Here is a 15349-nt window from a genome sequence, read left to right as displayed (position 1 = left end):
TTTGAAAGGTTAGTCTGCCTGTGCACGACCCACTAAAACCCTTCCCAAAACTTCTTGCGCAATCTTAAACAACCATAAAGCTTAATTGTTCTCACGCATTATTCGTTTCTTGGTGATATCATGGCTATTTGGGAGAAACTCTATCGTTTTCCCCCTCGTTATGGTCCAGAATGGGGAAGTGGAGGAATATTTGGACTAAAATACTACAAAGACGTCCTTTACTATACAGTAGCCTTTGAAGGAGAAGCCCACTTTGTTAGAGACGAGCATGAGAAGATTTACGAATTTGATTTAGTCGGTGAAAAGCCAACCTCTGGTGGGGATACCTATAATGCTGTCGATGTCGTTGATGAGTTCATATACTTCGGCGGATGGATTCATGCCCCCGCTATTTACAACGGAAAGGGCCATGCTTCTACCATAAACTTTGTCAACAAGTACTCCCACATTCACGAGTATGATATTGAGAACGACGAGATAAGGCTAGTTTGGAAGGATTCTATACATCATCCAACGGATTGGGCAGGAGAAGTTAGCGATATTCTTTATGACCCATATAACGATAGACTTTTGATAGCCAGAGAAGATGGCCATAAAAATTTAGGAATCTATGCTGTTGATAGGAAGAGCGGAAAAAGCGAGCTTTTAAATCCAAAGAGAAGCTTAAAAGGAGCCATAATCCACGATAACGCATGCTTTGGTGTTGGCCACAACTTTACCAACGGCCTCGAGGGAATTCACTGCCTCGATTTGATAACCGGTAAGTGGGAGACCTTTCCGGTTGGAGACTCAGTTGACGGGGCTCCTTTCATAAGGCCCCTCTTGGGAGATATGGCAAGTGCCTACAACAGAGTTTTTGCTTTCGTTAGAGGTGGCCTCTTTGTGGGTAATCCCCTAAATGGCGAAGCCATGAGCTTCTTCCGTTTGTTTGAGTTCTACACGTTCTATGCCCCCATGAGAACTAATGCGCTGCCAATAGGCGGCGGTTTATTAATAGCCTACAATTCAATGCACGATGCCATATATCAGCCAAGAAAAGAGGATGAAAAAGAATTTGCAAGGTTTACAAATACAATAGTAGGGCCAAGTGTTCTGGTTTATATTGCACCACCAATGGTTAAAATTGTAGGGGCTTTTGGAGCGAGGATTACGAGCATAGAGAAGGCTGGAGGAAAAATACTCCTTGGAACCAATACCACACCCAATACTGGCGCTTTAGAGGCCACACCTTTTGATACCGGAAGCAAGGATATACTTGTTTTAGACGAGAAGATTCTTCAAGAGAATCCACCCGCACTCAGTTTTTCCTTGCCCCTAATCTTCCCATCAATAGCCATGACTCAATACAGCGTTGGGAATTTTGGAGGAATACCCTTAGAAGGATACAAAGAGCCTAGATTAATAATCTATGCGGATAAAGACAACGAGCTGAGCGTTTATGAGTATGATTTACTGCTCCCACCAACTCAGGCATATGAGGAACGCTTCGACATCAAAAAGGGCAGGAATGTGATAGATCTAAGCTCATTTAGCGGCATTGTTTCCTTTAGTCTTAAGGAACCCGACTTTGAAGGGAAAGTGCGGATTGAACTTAGATAGCTTTATAAGGTTCTCTTTTACTTTCTCTTTTGGTGATTGAATGAGGCTCTTAGTTCTGGATTTAGACGGCACCCTTTGGGATCACGAAGACGCATCACGCATGGTTCCTCCATTTGAAGTATATGGAAACAGGGTAGTTGATGCCTATGGAAGAAAGCTCGAACTTTTTGAAGGTGTTAAAGAGTTTTTGGACTGGGCAAGTGAGCACTTCATTCTCTCAATAGCGAGCTGGAATGTTGAAGACGTCGTAAAACTAATTTTAGAAAGTCTTGGGCTTTGGGAGTACTTTCTCTTCCCGAAGATTGAAAATCATCCCAACAAAGCAGATATGATAGAGCGAACTTTAGAGCAGCTAACAAATGCAGGATATAAAATCGATGAGGTCATATATGTGGACGACAGAACTCTTCACATTGAGGATATAAAGAGACGTATGCCAAACGTTAAATTCATTCATATGTGGGTTGATGTTAAGAGCTTTGAAGAGTTGAAAAGTGTTTTGGAGGGACTGTAATGGAGTTAAAGGTGATTAAGGATAAGAGGATTGACTACGATGGGAGCGCAATAAAGAGCCACTGGGCATACAGAAATTTTGGAATGTTGGGAAACTCAATAGTCGTGTTTAGAGGGAAATGCGATGTAAAGGTCGAAGAAATGATTGATATCGAAGACTTGAGAGCGAGCAAAGAAATCAAAAGTGATGACATGGTTCACTACATCATTGAGGTTTTTGACTTTCCCAACGTACTCCTCGCTTCAGCGCTTCAAAAGCTCTTCATAGCGAAGCTCTGCGAAGTTTTGAACGATTATGGTGTTGGCACTTTGAGGAAAGGTGATGATATCTATGTAGATGGCAAAAAGCTCAGTATATCCATAGCTACAGTATCCCCTGTGAGCATAAAAATTCACATAGGAATTAATGTCGAAACTAAGGGGATTCCAAAAGGTGTTGATGCTGTTGGACTGAGGGAATTGGGAATTGAAGACATTGAGGAGTTTATGGATGTAACTGGCAATGCCATTCAAAAGGAGTTTTTAAAAGTAAGGAAAGATAGCTTAAAAGTGAGATGGGCAGAGTAGAAAAAATTTAAAACCCTTCCCACCTTTACATTCTTGTGCATGCGGGGGTTGCCGAGCCTGGCCAAAGGCGCGGGATTCAGGGTCCCGTCCCGTAGGGGTTCGCGGGTTCAAATCCCGTCCCCCGCACCATTCTTGTAAACTTTGTCTCCGCATGTTGAAGTTTGAGAATTTTTCAAAATCACAAAGATAATAAAAAAGTAAAGAACTCAGACCCTGCTCAAGCTTGGGAACCAGTACTTCTTGCCCTTCTTCTCCTTCTCCTCATCCCACTCATGGAGGATTTTAACAGCTTCATTAGCAACCATTGCTGCTTCTCTCTCGCCTTTTGTGCCAAATTCATTCGTTACCCTATTGGCAAAGACCGCACAAACACAGCCTGCTCTTAGTCCATAAATATTAGCTAGTGTATAGAGCGTAGCCGCTTCCATTTCGAAGTTTGTAACATTTGCTTGCCTTAAATCGTCGATCAAATGTTTTGCAAAGCTTGGGAAGTAGCCTTTCAGTCCTGGCCTAGCTTGGCCTATGTAGAAGCTATCCGTAGATGCAGCAATTCCTACGTGATAGCGAAGTCCCAAGCTTTCCGCAGCTTCAATTAAAGCTAGAGTAACCTCATAATCAGCACTCGCTGGGTATTCAACCCTAACATATTGCTTTGAAGTACCCTCTAATCTCACAGCTGCCTTTGCGATAATCAAATCCCCTATCTCCATGCCGGGTTGGATTGCCCCTGTTGAGCCGACTCTTATGAAAGTATCCGCCCCAATAGCAGCTAGCTCTTCTATTGCAATCGCCGTAGAGGGAGCTCCTATCCCTGTTGAGACAACGCTTATAGGAACACCTTTGTAAGTTCCTGTATGAGTTCTATACTCGCGGTGATAAGCGATTTCTTTAGCCTCATCCCAGAGAGAGCTTATCTTTGGGACTCTCTCAGGATCTCCGGGTAGCAAGACATATCTTGAAACATCTCCTGGCCTGCAGGCTATATGATATTGATATCCTTCCTCTGTTTGAGGTCTATCTGCAGATACAAACTTTTTCATGTCTCCACCTCCAAGGTTTATTGAGACTCAAGCGGATATAAAAGTATTCCTAAGGCGAAATTTTTTATATTGTGCTTTCAATTTCTTTGTGGTGGTTGGATGTTAATTAGAGTATCCTATGGAACCGCAATCACAATGGGGCTGATAAAAGCCAAGATGCTTGCAAGACCCACAACAGCCTATCTGATGATTCATCATGAGAATAGATGCATAAACAACTGTGCATTTTGTCCACAAGCTAGAGAGAGCCGGGCAGACTTGAAGAAGCTTTCGAGGATTACTTGGCCAACTTTTGAGCTTAGAGATGTTGTGAAAAAATTAAAAGAGGGCAAATTTGCAAGAATATGTCTCCAAACAGTAGATTATGAGGGTCTGGAAGAAGATGTTTTAGCGCTCCTAGGTGCGCTCTACACTCTTGAAATCCCAATATCGCTTTCCATAACGCCTGTAGATAAGAGATATTTGAAGAAGTTTAAAGCGCTTGGGGTTGATTATATCGGTGTTGGGATAGATGCTGCTAGCGAGAGGATATATCCTGAGATAAAAGAGTCACTTTACTCTTGGGGGGAGATGTGGAGATTTGCAGAAGAAACTTTAGAAGTTTTTGGAAGAGGAAATGCGTTTATACACTTAATAGCTGGGCTCGGAGAGACAGACAGGGAGTTTTTAGACACTGTTGAAAGGGCATATAAAATTGGGGCTGAAGTTTCCCTGTTTGCATTTACACCTATTAGGGGCACACGATTGGAAAAGTATAAACCTCCAAGCTTGAAGAGGTATAGAAAACTGCAAATTGGCCACTATTTAATTAAAAGCGGAATTAAGAGGGTAGAAGACTTTGAGTTCGATGAAAATGAGAACTTAGTTGGTTTTGGTATGAAACAAGAAGATCTGGAGAAGATTTTGAAAGAGAGTGCCTTCATGACCCACGGATGCCCAGGATGCAACAGGCCGTACTATAACGAAAAGCCAAGCAAAGAGCCTTACAATTTCCCAACCAAGCCAGAAAAAGAGTATGTAGGCAAAAGCATAATGATGTTACAATAGAGACTCTACAATTTCTTTGAGCTCTTTTGTCTTTATATCTCTTGTAAGTTCTGCTACGGTTTTGTTGTGCCCTTTTGCGAGTTCTATTAATGCACGGGTGAATGCGTATAGCTCTTTATTTTCTTTCAGTAGTGACAGTGTACTATCCATGTCATTGGCAAGCACGTTGAGAACTTCCTGTTGCTTCAGTATGTAAAGTATATCCCTAAGCCTGCTTATTCCCACTAGATAGAGTTCTTGAGTAGGAGCATGTTTTATTGCCATTAGCGCACACTTTACACAGCCTCTATAGTTATCCTGCTCAAAGAAAATATCTCCCAACCTAAAGCACGCTTCAAAATAAATCTCTGGAAATTCTTCTTTTGAGAGTTCCAGTACTTCATCAAACTTTTTCTTTGCCAAATCCAGCTCTTTCATGTTGACAGCTTCATAAGCCTCTTTGAAAAGTTGAGAGATGTACTTCCGTTTTTCGTTGGCGTCCATTTTTCATCACTCCTACGAGTAAATCACTTTTGAAGTATATTAGCCTTACTCTTTGAGGCTTTCTTTAAAAGCACTTTTAAACTCTTTCCAAACGTCTTCCCAGTTTTTCTTTACTCTCCACTTTCTCTCGAAAGCGTTCAAAATGACTCTTAAATCCCTCTCGAGATAGTACTCTGCCTGTGGGAATGTGGTTGTTACGTATTGAGGCCAATCGATTATCAAGATGTCCCCGTTATCTTTTAGGACAATGTTATAGAGACTTAAATCTGAGTGAATTATTCCAAACTCAACTATCTTCTTGTACTCTTCAAGAACCGCATCCAATATATTCCCTGCTTCTTCCTTTGTCAGGTCTGTATCTCTAAGCTCAACTAGCTCAACGCCATCAATAAACTCCATTGCAATTGCATGCCTGTTCCACGCTATGGGCTTTGGAACTTTTGCTATCGGCGAGAGCAACCTTAGAGCTTCATACTCCCTCTCCGCAACTAATCTAGAAACGTAGAGCCAAGAAATATGCCTCTTATCAACAAACTCTCTCCTATAAAGCTTAATCCTTGTAAAGCTTGTCCTCAATCCAATGCGATTGAACTTAACTGCTATTTTATCGTCTTGAGGCGTTAGTGCCACGTAGACGTCAGCTTCTTTGCCAACCCCTATCTGTGTTGAGCTCAAAGCCTTGATCACACCTTTTCTTGCAAAAGTCCTTATGGCTAGAGTGTCGTAGCCGTGGATGGTAAGCTGATAACCGATATATCCAATGTCGCTCCTCCTAATAACCAGCTTCCAGTTATCGAGCTTTCCCAAGCGATGGGATGCGCTATCCACATCCATCCTTGCGAACTTAGCGATGACCTCAAGGGGAACCCACTCATGATAGCGCATATTAAGTTCTACTCCTCTCAACACTCTGAAATCAACGTCCTTGAGGTTTGGATAAACATCCAAAGCAAGCATTTTACTTACCATTTTCCTCCCTCTCCAGCTTTAAGTTACCCTTCAACTTTTAAATTCTATGGTGGGAGATATGTTTTTAAACGCTTAGCTGATTATCTCAAAACATGAAGAAAAATCACTTCCTGCTGGGACTGCTTTCATTGGGCTGGATATTTAACTACGCACATAGAATGGCAATTCCTCCGCTTATACCTATTATAAAGAGTGAGCTGGGTATAAGCAACGCCCAAGCGGGCCTTTTAATGACATCTCTACTTTTGCCCTACGCCTTAATTCAAGTCCCCGCTGGTTATATGGGCGATAGGATAGGAAGGAAACGGCTTGTGGTTATAAGTATTTTCGGATATTCCATAGCGAGCGCATTTATGATCTTTACGAGGCATTACTGGCATTTATTGGCCGTTAGAGCGCTATATGGTTTCTTTGCAGGTCTTTATTATGCTCCGGCGACGGCGTTAATTAGCGAAATTTATGGGAGAAAGAAAGGCTCGGCTTTAGGTATTTTTATGGTTGGACCGCCTATAGGGAGCGGGATAGCCCCATTGATAGTTGTTCCGATAGCATTGGCGTTAGAATGGCGCTATGCTTTCTTAGTCCTCTCAATAATGAGTGCTTTAATAGGCTTGGCACTGATTATAGCTGTGAAGGGAGAAGTTCATGAGGTGGATAATCCGAAGTTGCTAATTCCAAAGCACGTTTTTTGGCTAAGTCTCATGAATTTCATTGTTTTGGCAGCTTTCTTTGGAATACTAACGTTCTTGCCGGATTTCTTTGTTAATAATGGCAGGAGCTTGGAGGAATCTTCATTGTACTTTTCAATACTTTCTATAGTCGGCATCTTTGGATCCTTAATTGGTGGAGCACTCTATGATAGGTTCAAAAAAGTTAGCATGATGGTTGCTTTAATGTTTAATGCTCTTTTATCACTGGCATTGGCCAAAACAGCCCTACCTGTCATTGTTCCAATTTTGGGGATTTTCTTTTATGCCGTTGGTCCGATTGTAACTGCATATACCTCAGAGCTTGCGTCGGATGAAAACAGAGGCTCGGTTATGGGGTTTGTTAACATGATGGGCTTTTTTGGTGCAACTGTTGGCCCCTACTTTTTGGGGCTCTTAATTGATAGATTGGGCTATGAAAAAGCATTCTATACAATCCCACTAATGTACACCATTTCAATTGGCTTAATATGGCTGGAGAAAAACAAAAAATAAAAGATCAGCCGTATATAACTTCATGTGCTGCTATCTGTTGGGCAAGCTTTTGCTCTCCACCAATGACTTTTTCTACTGCTTTAATGAAGTCTTCGTGTTTGATATAACCTCTTCTCGCCCTAATTGCAAACATTCCTGCCTCCGTGACTATTGCCTTTAGGTCAGCACCACTTGCTCCATCTGTCATCTCAGCTATTGCTTTCAAGTCAACATCTTTGAGATTCATCTTTCTTGTGTGGACTTTTAGTATCTCAAGCCTTCCAACGAAATCGGGCAGTGGAACCTCTATTAGCCTATCAAATCTTCCAGGCCTTAAGAGGGCCGGGTCAAGAATATCGGGCCTATTTGTAGCAGCAATGACTTTAACATTGCCTCTTGGGTCAAATCCATCCAACTCTGCTAACAGCTGCATCAGTGTTCTATTGACTTCTCTTTCACCGCCCGTGGTTTCGTCCATTCTCTTGGCACCTATTGCATCAATTTCATCAATGAAGATTATTGTAGGAGCCTTCTCTCTTGCGAGTTCAAAAAGTTCTCCGACTAATCTCGCTCCTTCTCCAATGTATTTTCTAACAAGTTCACTGCCTACTACTCTAATGAAGGTTGCATTAACCTCCTTTGCTACAGCTTTTGCCATGAGTGTTTTTCCGCATCCTGGCGGACCATAGAGTAAAACGCCTTTGGGTGGGTCAATGCCTATTTTTTCAAATAGATCAGGGTGCTTCAATGGAAGCTCAACGGCTTCTCTGAGCTCGTGCATCTGCTTCTTCAATCCTCCAATATCGCTGTAGCTGACCCTTGGTTTGTCAATTACCTCAAAACCTAAAACGCTTGGGTCCTTCTGTGAAGGAAGGAGCTCAATTACTGCCATCGTTCTTTGGTCTAAAGCCACCCTTGAGCCGGGCTTTAACTTTTCTCTCTCGATCCATGGTGCTATTCTCACAACAAAGCGTGGACCATTGAAGTTTTGAACAATTGCTCTCTCATCATCGAGCATTTCTATTAGTGTCCCTGCAAATGCGGGAGGCTGCTTCATCCTGGACATTTCCATCCTCAAACGCGAAAGTTCTCTCTCCAATCTCTCTTTATCTGCCTCAAGAGTTCTCACCTGGAGCTCAAGCTGCCTTATTCTACGCTTTAAGTAGATTACGTAATCATCGTAAGTTTCTTCCCTCTCAAATTTGACGTCATCCTCAAATGACATTCTCACACCTCCATAATATAGTTTGGTAAAAGGGCTTTTAACTCTATCCTTAAAAACATCTTCATTGTGACTCGCCTGCTTTAAAATTGATACTCATGTTATAAATATTTGGTTCTTATTTCATACACGCTCATTGTAATATCATTTTCCACGAAATGTTTATTAATAATGAGCATTTTAATTATATAATGCTAGTGAGGAGGGTTTGGTTATATGAGGATAGAAATCAAGTTCCGCCCTGAGAATAAAGGAACTATACTGCCTTTTAACTACAATTACGATGTTTACAGTCAGTTGATTAATAAAATTGAACTTGCTTCTCCAGAAATGGCGGAAATTACTAAAACAACTCCCTCGGATTACTTCACTTTTTCTAGAATTATGGTGAGGTCTAGAGAACTGATTCCGGACAAGGGCATTAAGATACTCTCCGACGATGTGTGCCTTTATGTCTCCTCGTTCATGCCTGAAGTCATAAAATCAATAGTCGAGGGATTCATGGATAATCCAATATTGACGATAGAGGATATAAGGTTCTTTGTGGAAAGAATAAAAGTCTTAAAAGAGCCCGAATTTAAGGAAGGAGTGCTTTTATCAACTCTTAGCCCCATAGTGGTGCGGACAATAAAGCTTGAAGATAACAAAATGAAAATATGGGATCTGTATCCAAACGACAAGATGTTCTACGAGAAGCTAAGGAAGATAATGCTGATGCGTTATTCAGAGCTCGTGGGGGAGATGCCTGAGGACAAGGAGTTTACTATAGAGGTCATAAAGCACAAACCCGTTCGCATAAGGGTACGGGATGTTTACTATAGAGGTTCGCTTATGGTGTTTAGATACTATGGCTCAAAAGACATAGCAAAGTTTGGCTATGAAAATGGGTTTGGAGACAAAACGAGGTTCGGCTTTGGAATGGTTAAAGTGATAGATGAAGGAGATAGACCACTATCCCCAGAGCAAATTCAAGCAGCCAAACTATAGCCACGAGCTGCCACTCTTTTACTCTCTTAGCTCTCATTATCAGTCCTAGGAAACTTAGATAGGGCGGAGCTTTTAAAGTCCCATCCTCTAAGACTTCTGTTTTTCCTTTAGCTTTTCCTTTAAAGCGTATCCTCATTTTGAGCAAAAAGTCAACTGCATGGGGAATTAATAAAACTGCTGTGAAAACTTCGACCTTTCCTAGAATACCAACCATGCCTATGAGGGCTCCCAAGCTCAGAGTTCCCACATCCCCTGGAAAAATCTTCGCTGGGTATTTGTTCCACCATAAAAAGCCTAATGAGGTCCCAACACCTGCTAATGCCAAAAGCCGAGCATCTCCCGTAGTAATCAGTGCCAGGAATAGTAAAGCTATCATCGAAGTTCCTACTTCCAAGCCATTAAATCCAGCAAGCATATTTACTAAATTCGCGGAACCCGTGATGAAAAGCACTGCAAAAATGTAGTAGGCTAAGCCGAGGTTTATAGAAATACCAAAGAGATTTAGCGTAGCATCGGTTGAAATTAAGATGACTGGAATGGCAACTAATAACGACAGCACAACCTTATGGGACTGCTTTAAAACCGTTAGATCGTCCAGAATGCCGACCAAGCCAAAGAGGAGAAAGACCAAAAGGGCTTTGGAAAGAGCTTCGTTTAAAATAGGGATGAGAGCCAAAGTTAAAGCGATTAAAATAGCCAATCCTCCCATTTCTGCAACCTCTGGCCTCTCCTTCTTGTGAATATCTCTACCAACTATCCCTGCTTTTTTCATTAGCTGAGCTATGTAAGGTGTGAGTACGATGGAAAGCAACAATCCTATAAGTAATGGGATCAACACCATAACACCCTCAAAGAAAAAGTGCACGACATTAAATAAACCCTTCGGTGAAAGCAATGATAAAGCTAGTAGTGCTAGATTTTGACTACACTTTAGTAGGGAGTGAAGTTGGATTCTACGATGTAAAAGAGCATAAAAAAGAAGAGTTCAAGCGCAGGAATTTGTGGAAAATTGTTAAAGAGCTCACGCACGAATATAAGAGTGTTTTTAATGTAGCAGAAAAGCTTGGCATAGATGTAAAGGATGTTGAGAGAGCGGCGGAGGAAATAGAGCTTGAGCGTATGAAGAAGAGCTACCTCATCGAAGGAGCCAGAGAGTTGTTAGATTTTCTAAGGCAGAATAATATTAAAATTGCACTTTTAACGGGCAACTGCAGAAAAGCTGTGCTTTACGCCCTTGAAAAGCATGGGATTAAGGATTATTTTGATGCTCTGCTCACAAGAGATGAGTGTGCTCTAGAAGATATGAAGCCCAACACAAAGTGCTATCTGAAACTTTTAGAAGAGTTTGGAGCTAAAGAAGAAGAGGCTATTTTGATAGGGGACAGTGAAGCAGATTTGCTTCCAGTAAAAAGTGTGAAGATAATAATCGGCGATAAGGTTAAAGGGGACTACAACGCTAGAAACCTAAAGGAAGCAGTAAGCCTACTAAAAAAGCTCATAGGTGAAGAAGATGGACATTAGATTGGCCATATTCGATCTCGACGGAACTTTAATCGGAGCACCCATAAACTTCCAGCAGATAAAAGAAGAGCTTAAGGAGAGATTGTTGCAGTTAGGGATAAGTAAAGAAGTCGTAAGCGATTTGACGCCGATGTATGAAAGCCTGTTTAGGATAGCTGAGCAGACGGGAAGGGATGTTGATGAGCTGAAAAAAGTTCTTGAAGAGCTCGAGATTAGGAGAATACAGCAGAGTTTTATCTTCGACGGTGTAAAAGAGCTTTTGGAGTTCTTGAAGAGCAAAAACATAAAAATGGCGATTATGACAAGAAACTGTAGGAACGGGACGATTTTGGCCTTAGAAATGCATGGAATTAAAGATTACTTTGACTTAATAGTTACGAGGGATGATTTGCCTCTGGAGGATATAAAGCCGAATGACGGCCATATTAAAACGATTTTGGAGCACTTCGGAGTTCCACCCACTAAAGCGGTAGTCATAGGAGACCATGGCTATGATGTCATTCCTGCTAAAAAAGCGGGCACTTTAAGCATTCTCATAACTTCTCACGAGAGCGGTAGGATGAGTTTCAGCGTTGAGGAAGAGCCCAGCTTTGAGGTACCAACGATTAGAGATGCTATTCCACTCTTTAAAAGACTTTTAAAGGCTTATGTGGTCATTCCAGCATACAATGAAGAGAAGACAATCGGGAGAGTCCTCGACGATTTAAAAGCATACTTTAAAGCGGAGCACCTAGTGGTGGTAAACGATGGAAGTAATGACAGAACCCCCGAAATAGCTAAGAGTAAGGGTGTTCACGTGCTAACTCACGTTGTTAATAGAGGCCTTGGTGGCGCCCTTGGGACGGGAATAGCATATGCCCTAAAGAAAGGCGCTGAACTAATTATTACATTCGATGCCGATGGGCAGCACTTAGTTAGTGATGCGTTAAAGGTTATGAAGCCTGTTGCAGAGGGAAGAGCAGACTTTGCAGTTGGCTCACGTTTAAAGGGAGACATAAGCGAGATGCCCTTTGTTAAGCGCTTTGGAAATTTCGTTTTGGACTCAATAACCGCACTATTTGCGAGTAAATACGTTAGTGACTCACAAAGTGGCCTAAGATGCTTCAACAGAGAGTGTGCTTCGAAGATAAAGATTACTTGTGACCGCTACGCTGTTTCGAGTGAGATAATAATTGAAGTAAGTAAAAACAGATGTAAAATCATAGAAGTGCCGATAAAAGCGATTTACACGGATTATGCGGCCAAGAAAGGTACTAACGTTTTGGAAGGTGTTAAAATCGCGCTGAACTTGCTAATTGATAAGCTGAGGTGATATAGATGTATGCGGTTCAATACATAGCCATAGTCATAATTTTAGCTATGATGATCTATGTTTTAGGCAAATACGGAAAGAAAGAATTTGACTGGAGAGACTTTCTCTTTTGGGAAACGCTGCTTGTAGTAATGCTCCTCGTTGCGGCATTTCCTATTGAAATTTCAATGGCAGTAAAGAGAATTTTAGGATTGGGCAGGGGCTTAGATTCTCTGTTTGCAGTGGCTATTGGATTAAGCTACATTTTGATATTTAGAGTGTACTTGGCCATCGACAAAACTGAGAGGGAGATAACTGAACTAACGAGAAAGATTGCTATAGAGCTCGAGGAGATTAATGACAAGCTGAAAAAGTTGGAAAAACAAGATTAATCCTCTTCTTTTTTGCAAAATTCATTCCCAAAGAGCTCCTCCAAGAATAGCTTTACCCTATCCCTTGAAAGCTTGAATTGTCTAATCTTTACTATTCCTTTTTCTTGCGCCTCTTTAAGCAGGATTTCAGTGGCTTCGTTTGGATACATCTCTTCATAGACTATTTCCTTTATACCTGCGTTCAGCACTATTTTAAAGCACGTGTCGCAGGGAAAATGTGTAACATAGAGCGTAGCCCCTTCAAGGCTTATCCCCTTGCGGGCGGCCATTGCTATGACGTTTTGCTCCGCATGAACAGCTCTGTGGCAGTGGCCGTCAACTATGAGACAGCCCACGTCGATGCAGTGCTCCATACCCCTAGGCGCTCCATTGTATCCAGTAGCTAAGATATATCCATCCTTAACAGCAACTGCACCCACCCTCAAACGAGGACAGGTAGCCCTAAGCCCTACAAGCTTTGCTATGAGCATGAAGTATTCATCCTTCGTTGGTCTTATTTTCTTAATTCTCCCCGCCTTTTGAGAATCCAAAAACACTTCTACCATTTGCCCACCATGTGAAATTGAGAACCTCAATTTTATAAATGTTGTTGGCATAAGATTTATGTAATGACATGAGAAATAATAAATGAGGGATAACGTATGAAGTCACTAGAGCCCCATGAATTTAAGCTAACTGAAGAGGGGTTAAAAGCCGTTTTACCTCCGCTGGAAGCAGAGATAATGACATATATGTGGGAAGCAAAGGTAGCAACTGCTGGTGAAGTTTATGAGTACTTAAAAAGCAAATATCCCGATTTAAGGCGCTCAACAGTAAGCATACTAATGAACCGCCTCTGTGAAAGGGGACTTTTGGAAAGAGAGGTCGGAAAGGGAAGGGGCGGACTTAGGTATGTCTATAAAGTCACAACTACTAGGGAGGAGTTTGAACAGAAAGTCGTCGAAAGCATCTTTGATGCACTAATGAATAACTTCAAAGAGGCAACATTTGCCTACTTGTCCAAAATCAAAAAGTGATCAAGATGTTGAGACTTATAGTACTCACACAACTTTTGCTGGTGTTTCTCTATCTTGGTAAGTTAGGGGTAGCTATGACCCTACTTTCAACTCTTGTTTTAGTGGCAATATACTTTTGGATAACAAAAAATAGCTTGAAAAAAGGCCATACTGTGCTGAAATATGAGGAAATGCCCTGGCTTTATGATGCTGTTGCAAGAATGGCCAAAAAAGCAAATATCAAGACCCCAAAGATATACATTCTGGAGGATTATATACCAAATGCTTACTCATTTGGAAATTCGATAGTGCTTTCCTTAGGGTTGTTTGAGGTTCTGCAGGAAAATGAGATCTTGGGCGTTGCAGCTCATGAAGTAGGACACATCAAAAACAAAGATACTCTGCTCTTTCCAATAGTCTCCTATGGAAGGTATTGGATGATGACCCTATCCTTACTGCTTTTACTCTCAACCAATGTTCATGCTATTTTGGGCTCACTAGTCCTTTGTGGATTATATGAAGCTCAAAGACTTCGCTTCTTTAAAGAGAGAGAATTTCTAGCGGATGAAGCTGCATTGCATATTTTAGATAGACCTTTCGATTTAAAAGATGCCCTCGAGGAGATTAAGTATTACGAAGACCTGAGAATTAAAGTTAAAGAAAGCGCCCTACCTGGAATCGAGCCAAACATTGAGAGAAAGCAAAAGAGGACTTTCATGGAGACTCATCCAAGCTACGACGAGAGAATCTGGAAGATACTAATAGAAGTTGGGGCATTGGAGATTATGAGAAAGCTCAAGTGATCCCGTTTCTTCTAAAATTTTTTGTTTTTTGAGAAAGACATTTATAGGGATTTGCATATTTCTTTTTCTACGCCCCTAACTGGGGAGATTCTTTTAGGATCGATCAGGAAGAAGAGTGACTACAACTTAGAATCTATTTTTTGGTGCGGGGGACGGGATTCGAACCCGCGTAGCCCTTCGGCAACGGATCTTAAGTCCGTCCCCTTTGGCCAGGCTCGGGCACCCCCGCGCTCGAAATAGTGATGAAGTCACACAGTTAAAAAACTTTCGGTTGGACTCATCATAAAATATAAATAGAGGAGATTACTCCCTCTTAGCGCTAACGTTAACCCTTGGGAGAGGAATTGGGTAAGGTAGACGGAGCTGCTTTGAGAGGCTCATCAGCGTTGGCATGATTTCGTTTGTTATTGCATTAACAACTTCAGCGAAGAGGTATGGATCAACTTTATTTTCATTCTCCCAAGTATCGAGGATCTTATCTGTATCCTCCTTGTTCTTAGGGGTATAGAATACGAGTCCCTCAATGAAAGCCCTTGCAACATCAGGCTTGTATGTGATTGTATATTCAAATAGAACCTCTATTCCGTTGACTCTTCCACTGGGTGTTCTTATCTCTCCCAATCTAAGCTCTTTTATCTTTGGAGTCAAATCTACCTCAACTTGGGCCGTTGGCCCTTTAATTTTTTCAATGCTAATCTTTCTTATGTTTATTCCTAATACTGGCATCTTTTCTCACCTA

General features: G+C 41.6%; 18 protein-coding genes and 2 tRNA genes. 12 read left to right on the top strand and 8 right to left on the bottom strand.

Annotated elements, in window-relative coordinates:
- Positions 1–120 precede the first annotated feature (120 nt).
- From PAP_RS08305 to PAP_RS08290, 4 genes are all read left to right on the top strand, one after another.
- The gene (locus PAP_RS08305) at positions 121–1599 is read left to right on the top strand and encodes a DUF2139 domain-containing protein (protein WP_048165570.1); all 1479 of its coding nucleotides are present in this window, start codon (positions 121–123) and stop codon (positions 1597–1599) included.
- 40 nt (positions 1600–1639) lie between these two features.
- Positions 1640–2113, top strand: a complete 474-nt coding sequence (locus PAP_RS08300) for a magnesium-dependent phosphatase-1 (RefSeq protein ID WP_048165569.1) — start codon at positions 1640–1642, stop codon at positions 2111–2113.
- Positions 2113–2679 (top strand): DUF366 family protein, encoded by a 567-nt coding sequence (locus PAP_RS08295; RefSeq protein WP_048165568.1) that lies wholly within the window; start codon positions 2113–2115, stop codon positions 2677–2679. Before PAP_RS08300 ends, PAP_RS08295 begins: the two co-directional genes overlap by 1 nt.
- Positions 2680–2720: 41 nt before the next feature.
- Positions 2721–2808, top strand: a tRNA-Leu gene (locus PAP_RS08290).
- Between the two features lie 77 nt (positions 2809–2885).
- On the opposite strand, the gene udp is transcribed toward PAP_RS08290, so the two are convergent.
- Positions 2886–3719, bottom strand: a complete 834-nt coding sequence (udp, locus tag PAP_RS08285; protein WP_048165567.1) for a uridine phosphorylase — start codon at positions 3717–3719, stop codon at positions 2886–2888.
- A gap of 99 nt (positions 3720–3818) precedes the next feature.
- Between udp and PAP_RS08280 the strand changes: the two genes are divergently transcribed.
- On the top strand, positions 3819–4766 hold the full coding sequence (locus tag PAP_RS08280; protein WP_048165566.1) for a radical SAM protein: 948 nt from the start codon (positions 3819–3821) through the stop codon (positions 4764–4766).
- Here PAP_RS08280 and PAP_RS08275 read toward each other — a convergent pair.
- Together PAP_RS08275 and PAP_RS08270 are read right to left on the bottom strand one after the other, a co-directional pair.
- Complete coding sequence (locus PAP_RS08275; RefSeq protein ID WP_048165565.1) at positions 4758–5249, bottom strand: hypothetical protein; 492 nt, start codon at positions 5247–5249, stop codon at positions 4758–4760. The genes PAP_RS08280 and PAP_RS08275 overlap by 9 nt on opposite strands.
- A gap of 45 nt (positions 5250–5294) precedes the next feature.
- Positions 5295–6218, bottom strand: coding sequence for a serine/threonine-protein kinase RIO2 (locus PAP_RS08270; protein WP_048165564.1), 924 nt, complete (start codon positions 6216–6218; stop codon positions 5295–5297).
- A 92-nt stretch (positions 6219–6310) separates the two neighbouring features.
- Between PAP_RS08270 and PAP_RS08265 the strand changes: the two genes are divergently transcribed.
- Positions 6311–7420, top strand: a complete 1110-nt coding sequence (locus PAP_RS08265) for an MFS transporter (protein ID WP_048165563.1) — start codon at positions 6311–6313, stop codon at positions 7418–7420.
- Between the two features lie 4 nt (positions 7421–7424).
- Here the strand turns inward: PAP_RS08265 and PAP_RS08260 are convergent, their stop codons facing one another.
- The gene (locus tag PAP_RS08260; RefSeq protein WP_048165562.1) at positions 7425–8624 is read right to left on the bottom strand and encodes a proteasome-activating nucleotidase; all 1200 of its coding nucleotides are present in this window, start codon (positions 8622–8624) and stop codon (positions 7425–7427) included.
- Positions 8625–8837: 213 nt separating this feature from the next.
- Here PAP_RS08260 and cas6 point away from each other — a divergent pair, with 213 nt between their 5' ends.
- Positions 8838–9608, top strand: a complete 771-nt coding sequence (cas6, locus tag PAP_RS08255; protein ID WP_048165561.1) for a CRISPR-associated endoribonuclease Cas6 — start codon at positions 8838–8840, stop codon at positions 9606–9608.
- Here cas6 and PAP_RS08250 read toward each other — a convergent pair.
- Positions 9544–10449, bottom strand: a complete 906-nt coding sequence (locus PAP_RS08250) for an MraY family glycosyltransferase (protein ID WP_048165560.1) — start codon at positions 10447–10449, stop codon at positions 9544–9546. The genes cas6 and PAP_RS08250 overlap by 65 nt on opposite strands.
- 53 nt (positions 10450–10502) lie before the next feature.
- Here PAP_RS08250 and PAP_RS08245 point away from each other — a divergent pair, with 53 nt between their 5' ends.
- The 3 genes from PAP_RS08245 to PAP_RS08235 are packed head-to-tail and all read left to right on the top strand — an operon-like array spanning position 10503 to position 12812.
- Positions 10503–11129, top strand: coding sequence for an HAD family hydrolase (locus PAP_RS08245; protein WP_052649129.1), 627 nt, complete (start codon positions 10503–10505; stop codon positions 11127–11129).
- Positions 11119–12441, top strand: a complete 1323-nt coding sequence (locus tag PAP_RS08240) for an HAD hydrolase-like protein (protein ID WP_048165559.1) — start codon at positions 11119–11121, stop codon at positions 12439–12441. Before PAP_RS08245 ends, PAP_RS08240 begins: the two co-directional genes overlap by 11 nt.
- A 5-nt stretch (positions 12442–12446) precedes the next feature.
- A complete protein-coding gene (locus tag PAP_RS08235; protein ID WP_048165558.1) occupies positions 12447–12812 on the top strand; it encodes a DUF2304 domain-containing protein in 366 nt (121 codons plus the stop codon).
- Here the strand turns inward: PAP_RS08235 and PAP_RS08230 are convergent.
- A complete protein-coding gene (locus PAP_RS08230; protein WP_048165557.1) occupies positions 12809–13357 on the bottom strand; it encodes a deoxycytidylate deaminase in 549 nt (182 codons plus the stop codon). The two genes, PAP_RS08235 and PAP_RS08230, sit on opposite strands and share 4 nt — an antisense overlap.
- Positions 13358–13453: 96 nt before the next feature.
- On the opposite strand from PAP_RS08230, the gene PAP_RS08225 reads away from it, so the two are divergent.
- Both PAP_RS08225 and PAP_RS08220 read left to right on the top strand, forming a co-directional pair.
- Entirely contained in the window at positions 13454–13828 is a 375-nt protein-coding gene (locus PAP_RS08225; RefSeq protein ID WP_048165556.1) for a BlaI/MecI/CopY family transcriptional regulator, read from the top strand.
- A gap of 74 nt (positions 13829–13902) precedes the next feature.
- The gene (locus PAP_RS08220) at positions 13903–14610 is read left to right on the top strand and encodes a M48 family metallopeptidase (RefSeq protein ID WP_330217304.1); all 708 of its coding nucleotides are present in this window, start codon (positions 13903–13905) and stop codon (positions 14608–14610) included.
- Positions 14611–14751: 141 nt separating this feature from the next.
- Here PAP_RS08220 and PAP_RS08215 read toward each other — a convergent pair.
- Both PAP_RS08215 and PAP_RS08210 read right to left on the bottom strand, forming a co-directional pair.
- Positions 14752–14839 (bottom strand) — tRNA-Leu (locus tag PAP_RS08215).
- A gap of 74 nt (positions 14840–14913) precedes the next feature.
- Positions 14914–15336, bottom strand: coding sequence for a hypothetical protein (locus PAP_RS08210; protein WP_048165554.1), 423 nt, complete (start codon positions 15334–15336; stop codon positions 14914–14916).
- Between the last annotated feature and the right edge of the window lie 13 nt (positions 15337–15349).

The organism is Palaeococcus pacificus DY20341 (genome assembly GCF_000725425.1).
GTDB classification, from domain to species: domain Archaea; phylum Methanobacteriota_B; class Thermococci; order Thermococcales; family Thermococcaceae; genus Palaeococcus; species Palaeococcus pacificus.
Note: the sequence above shows the minus strand (reverse complement) of the source record. Positions and strands in the feature narration are given on the sequence as shown.

What these genes read in the sequence shown, in the direction of transcription:
- PAP_RS08220 (WP_330217304.1), top strand. Translation starts at nt 13,903, where the DNA reads ATGACCCTACTTTCAACTCTTGTTTTAGTGGCAATATACTTTTGGATA.
- PAP_RS08230 (WP_048165557.1), bottom strand. Translation starts at nt 13,357, where the DNA reads ATGGTAGAAGTGTTTTTGGATTCTCAAAAGGCGGGGAGAATTAAGAAA.
- PAP_RS08280 (WP_048165566.1), top strand. Translation starts at nt 3,819, where the DNA reads ATGTTAATTAGAGTATCCTATGGAACCGCAATCACAATGGGGCTGATA.
- PAP_RS08275 (WP_048165565.1), bottom strand. Translation starts at nt 5,249, where the DNA reads ATGGACGCCAACGAAAAACGGAAGTACATCTCTCAACTTTTCAAAGAG.
- PAP_RS08225 (WP_048165556.1), top strand. Translation starts at nt 13,454, where the DNA reads ATGAAGTCACTAGAGCCCCATGAATTTAAGCTAACTGAAGAGGGGTTA.
- PAP_RS08270 (WP_048165564.1), bottom strand. Translation starts at nt 6,218, where the DNA reads ATGGTAAGTAAAATGCTTGCTTTGGATGTTTATCCAAACCTCAAGGAC.
- udp (WP_048165567.1), bottom strand. Translation starts at nt 3,719, where the DNA reads ATGAAAAAGTTTGTATCTGCAGATAGACCTCAAACAGAGGAAGGATAT.
- cas6 (WP_048165561.1), top strand. Translation starts at nt 8,838, where the DNA reads ATGAGGATAGAAATCAAGTTCCGCCCTGAGAATAAAGGAACTATACTG.
- PAP_RS08210 (WP_048165554.1), bottom strand. Translation starts at nt 15,336, where the DNA reads ATGCCAGTATTAGGAATAAACATAAGAAAGATTAGCATTGAAAAAATT.
- PAP_RS08245 (WP_052649129.1), top strand. Translation starts at nt 10,503, where the DNA reads ATGATAAAGCTAGTAGTGCTAGATTTTGACTACACTTTAGTAGGGAGT.
- PAP_RS08260 (WP_048165562.1), bottom strand. Translation starts at nt 8,624, where the DNA reads ATGTCATTTGAGGATGACGTCAAATTTGAGAGGGAAGAAACTTACGAT.
- PAP_RS08240 (WP_048165559.1), top strand. Translation starts at nt 11,119, where the DNA reads ATGGACATTAGATTGGCCATATTCGATCTCGACGGAACTTTAATCGGA.
- PAP_RS08305 (WP_048165570.1), top strand. Translation starts at nt 121, where the DNA reads ATGGCTATTTGGGAGAAACTCTATCGTTTTCCCCCTCGTTATGGTCCA.
- PAP_RS08300 (WP_048165569.1), top strand. Translation starts at nt 1,640, where the DNA reads ATGAGGCTCTTAGTTCTGGATTTAGACGGCACCCTTTGGGATCACGAA.
- PAP_RS08235 (WP_048165558.1), top strand. Translation starts at nt 12,447, where the DNA reads ATGTATGCGGTTCAATACATAGCCATAGTCATAATTTTAGCTATGATG.
- PAP_RS08295 (WP_048165568.1), top strand. Translation starts at nt 2,113, where the DNA reads ATGGAGTTAAAGGTGATTAAGGATAAGAGGATTGACTACGATGGGAGC.
- PAP_RS08265 (WP_048165563.1), top strand. Translation starts at nt 6,311, where the DNA reads ATGAAGAAAAATCACTTCCTGCTGGGACTGCTTTCATTGGGCTGGATA.
- PAP_RS08250 (WP_048165560.1), bottom strand. Translation starts at nt 10,449, where the DNA reads ATGGTGTTGATCCCATTACTTATAGGATTGTTGCTTTCCATCGTACTC.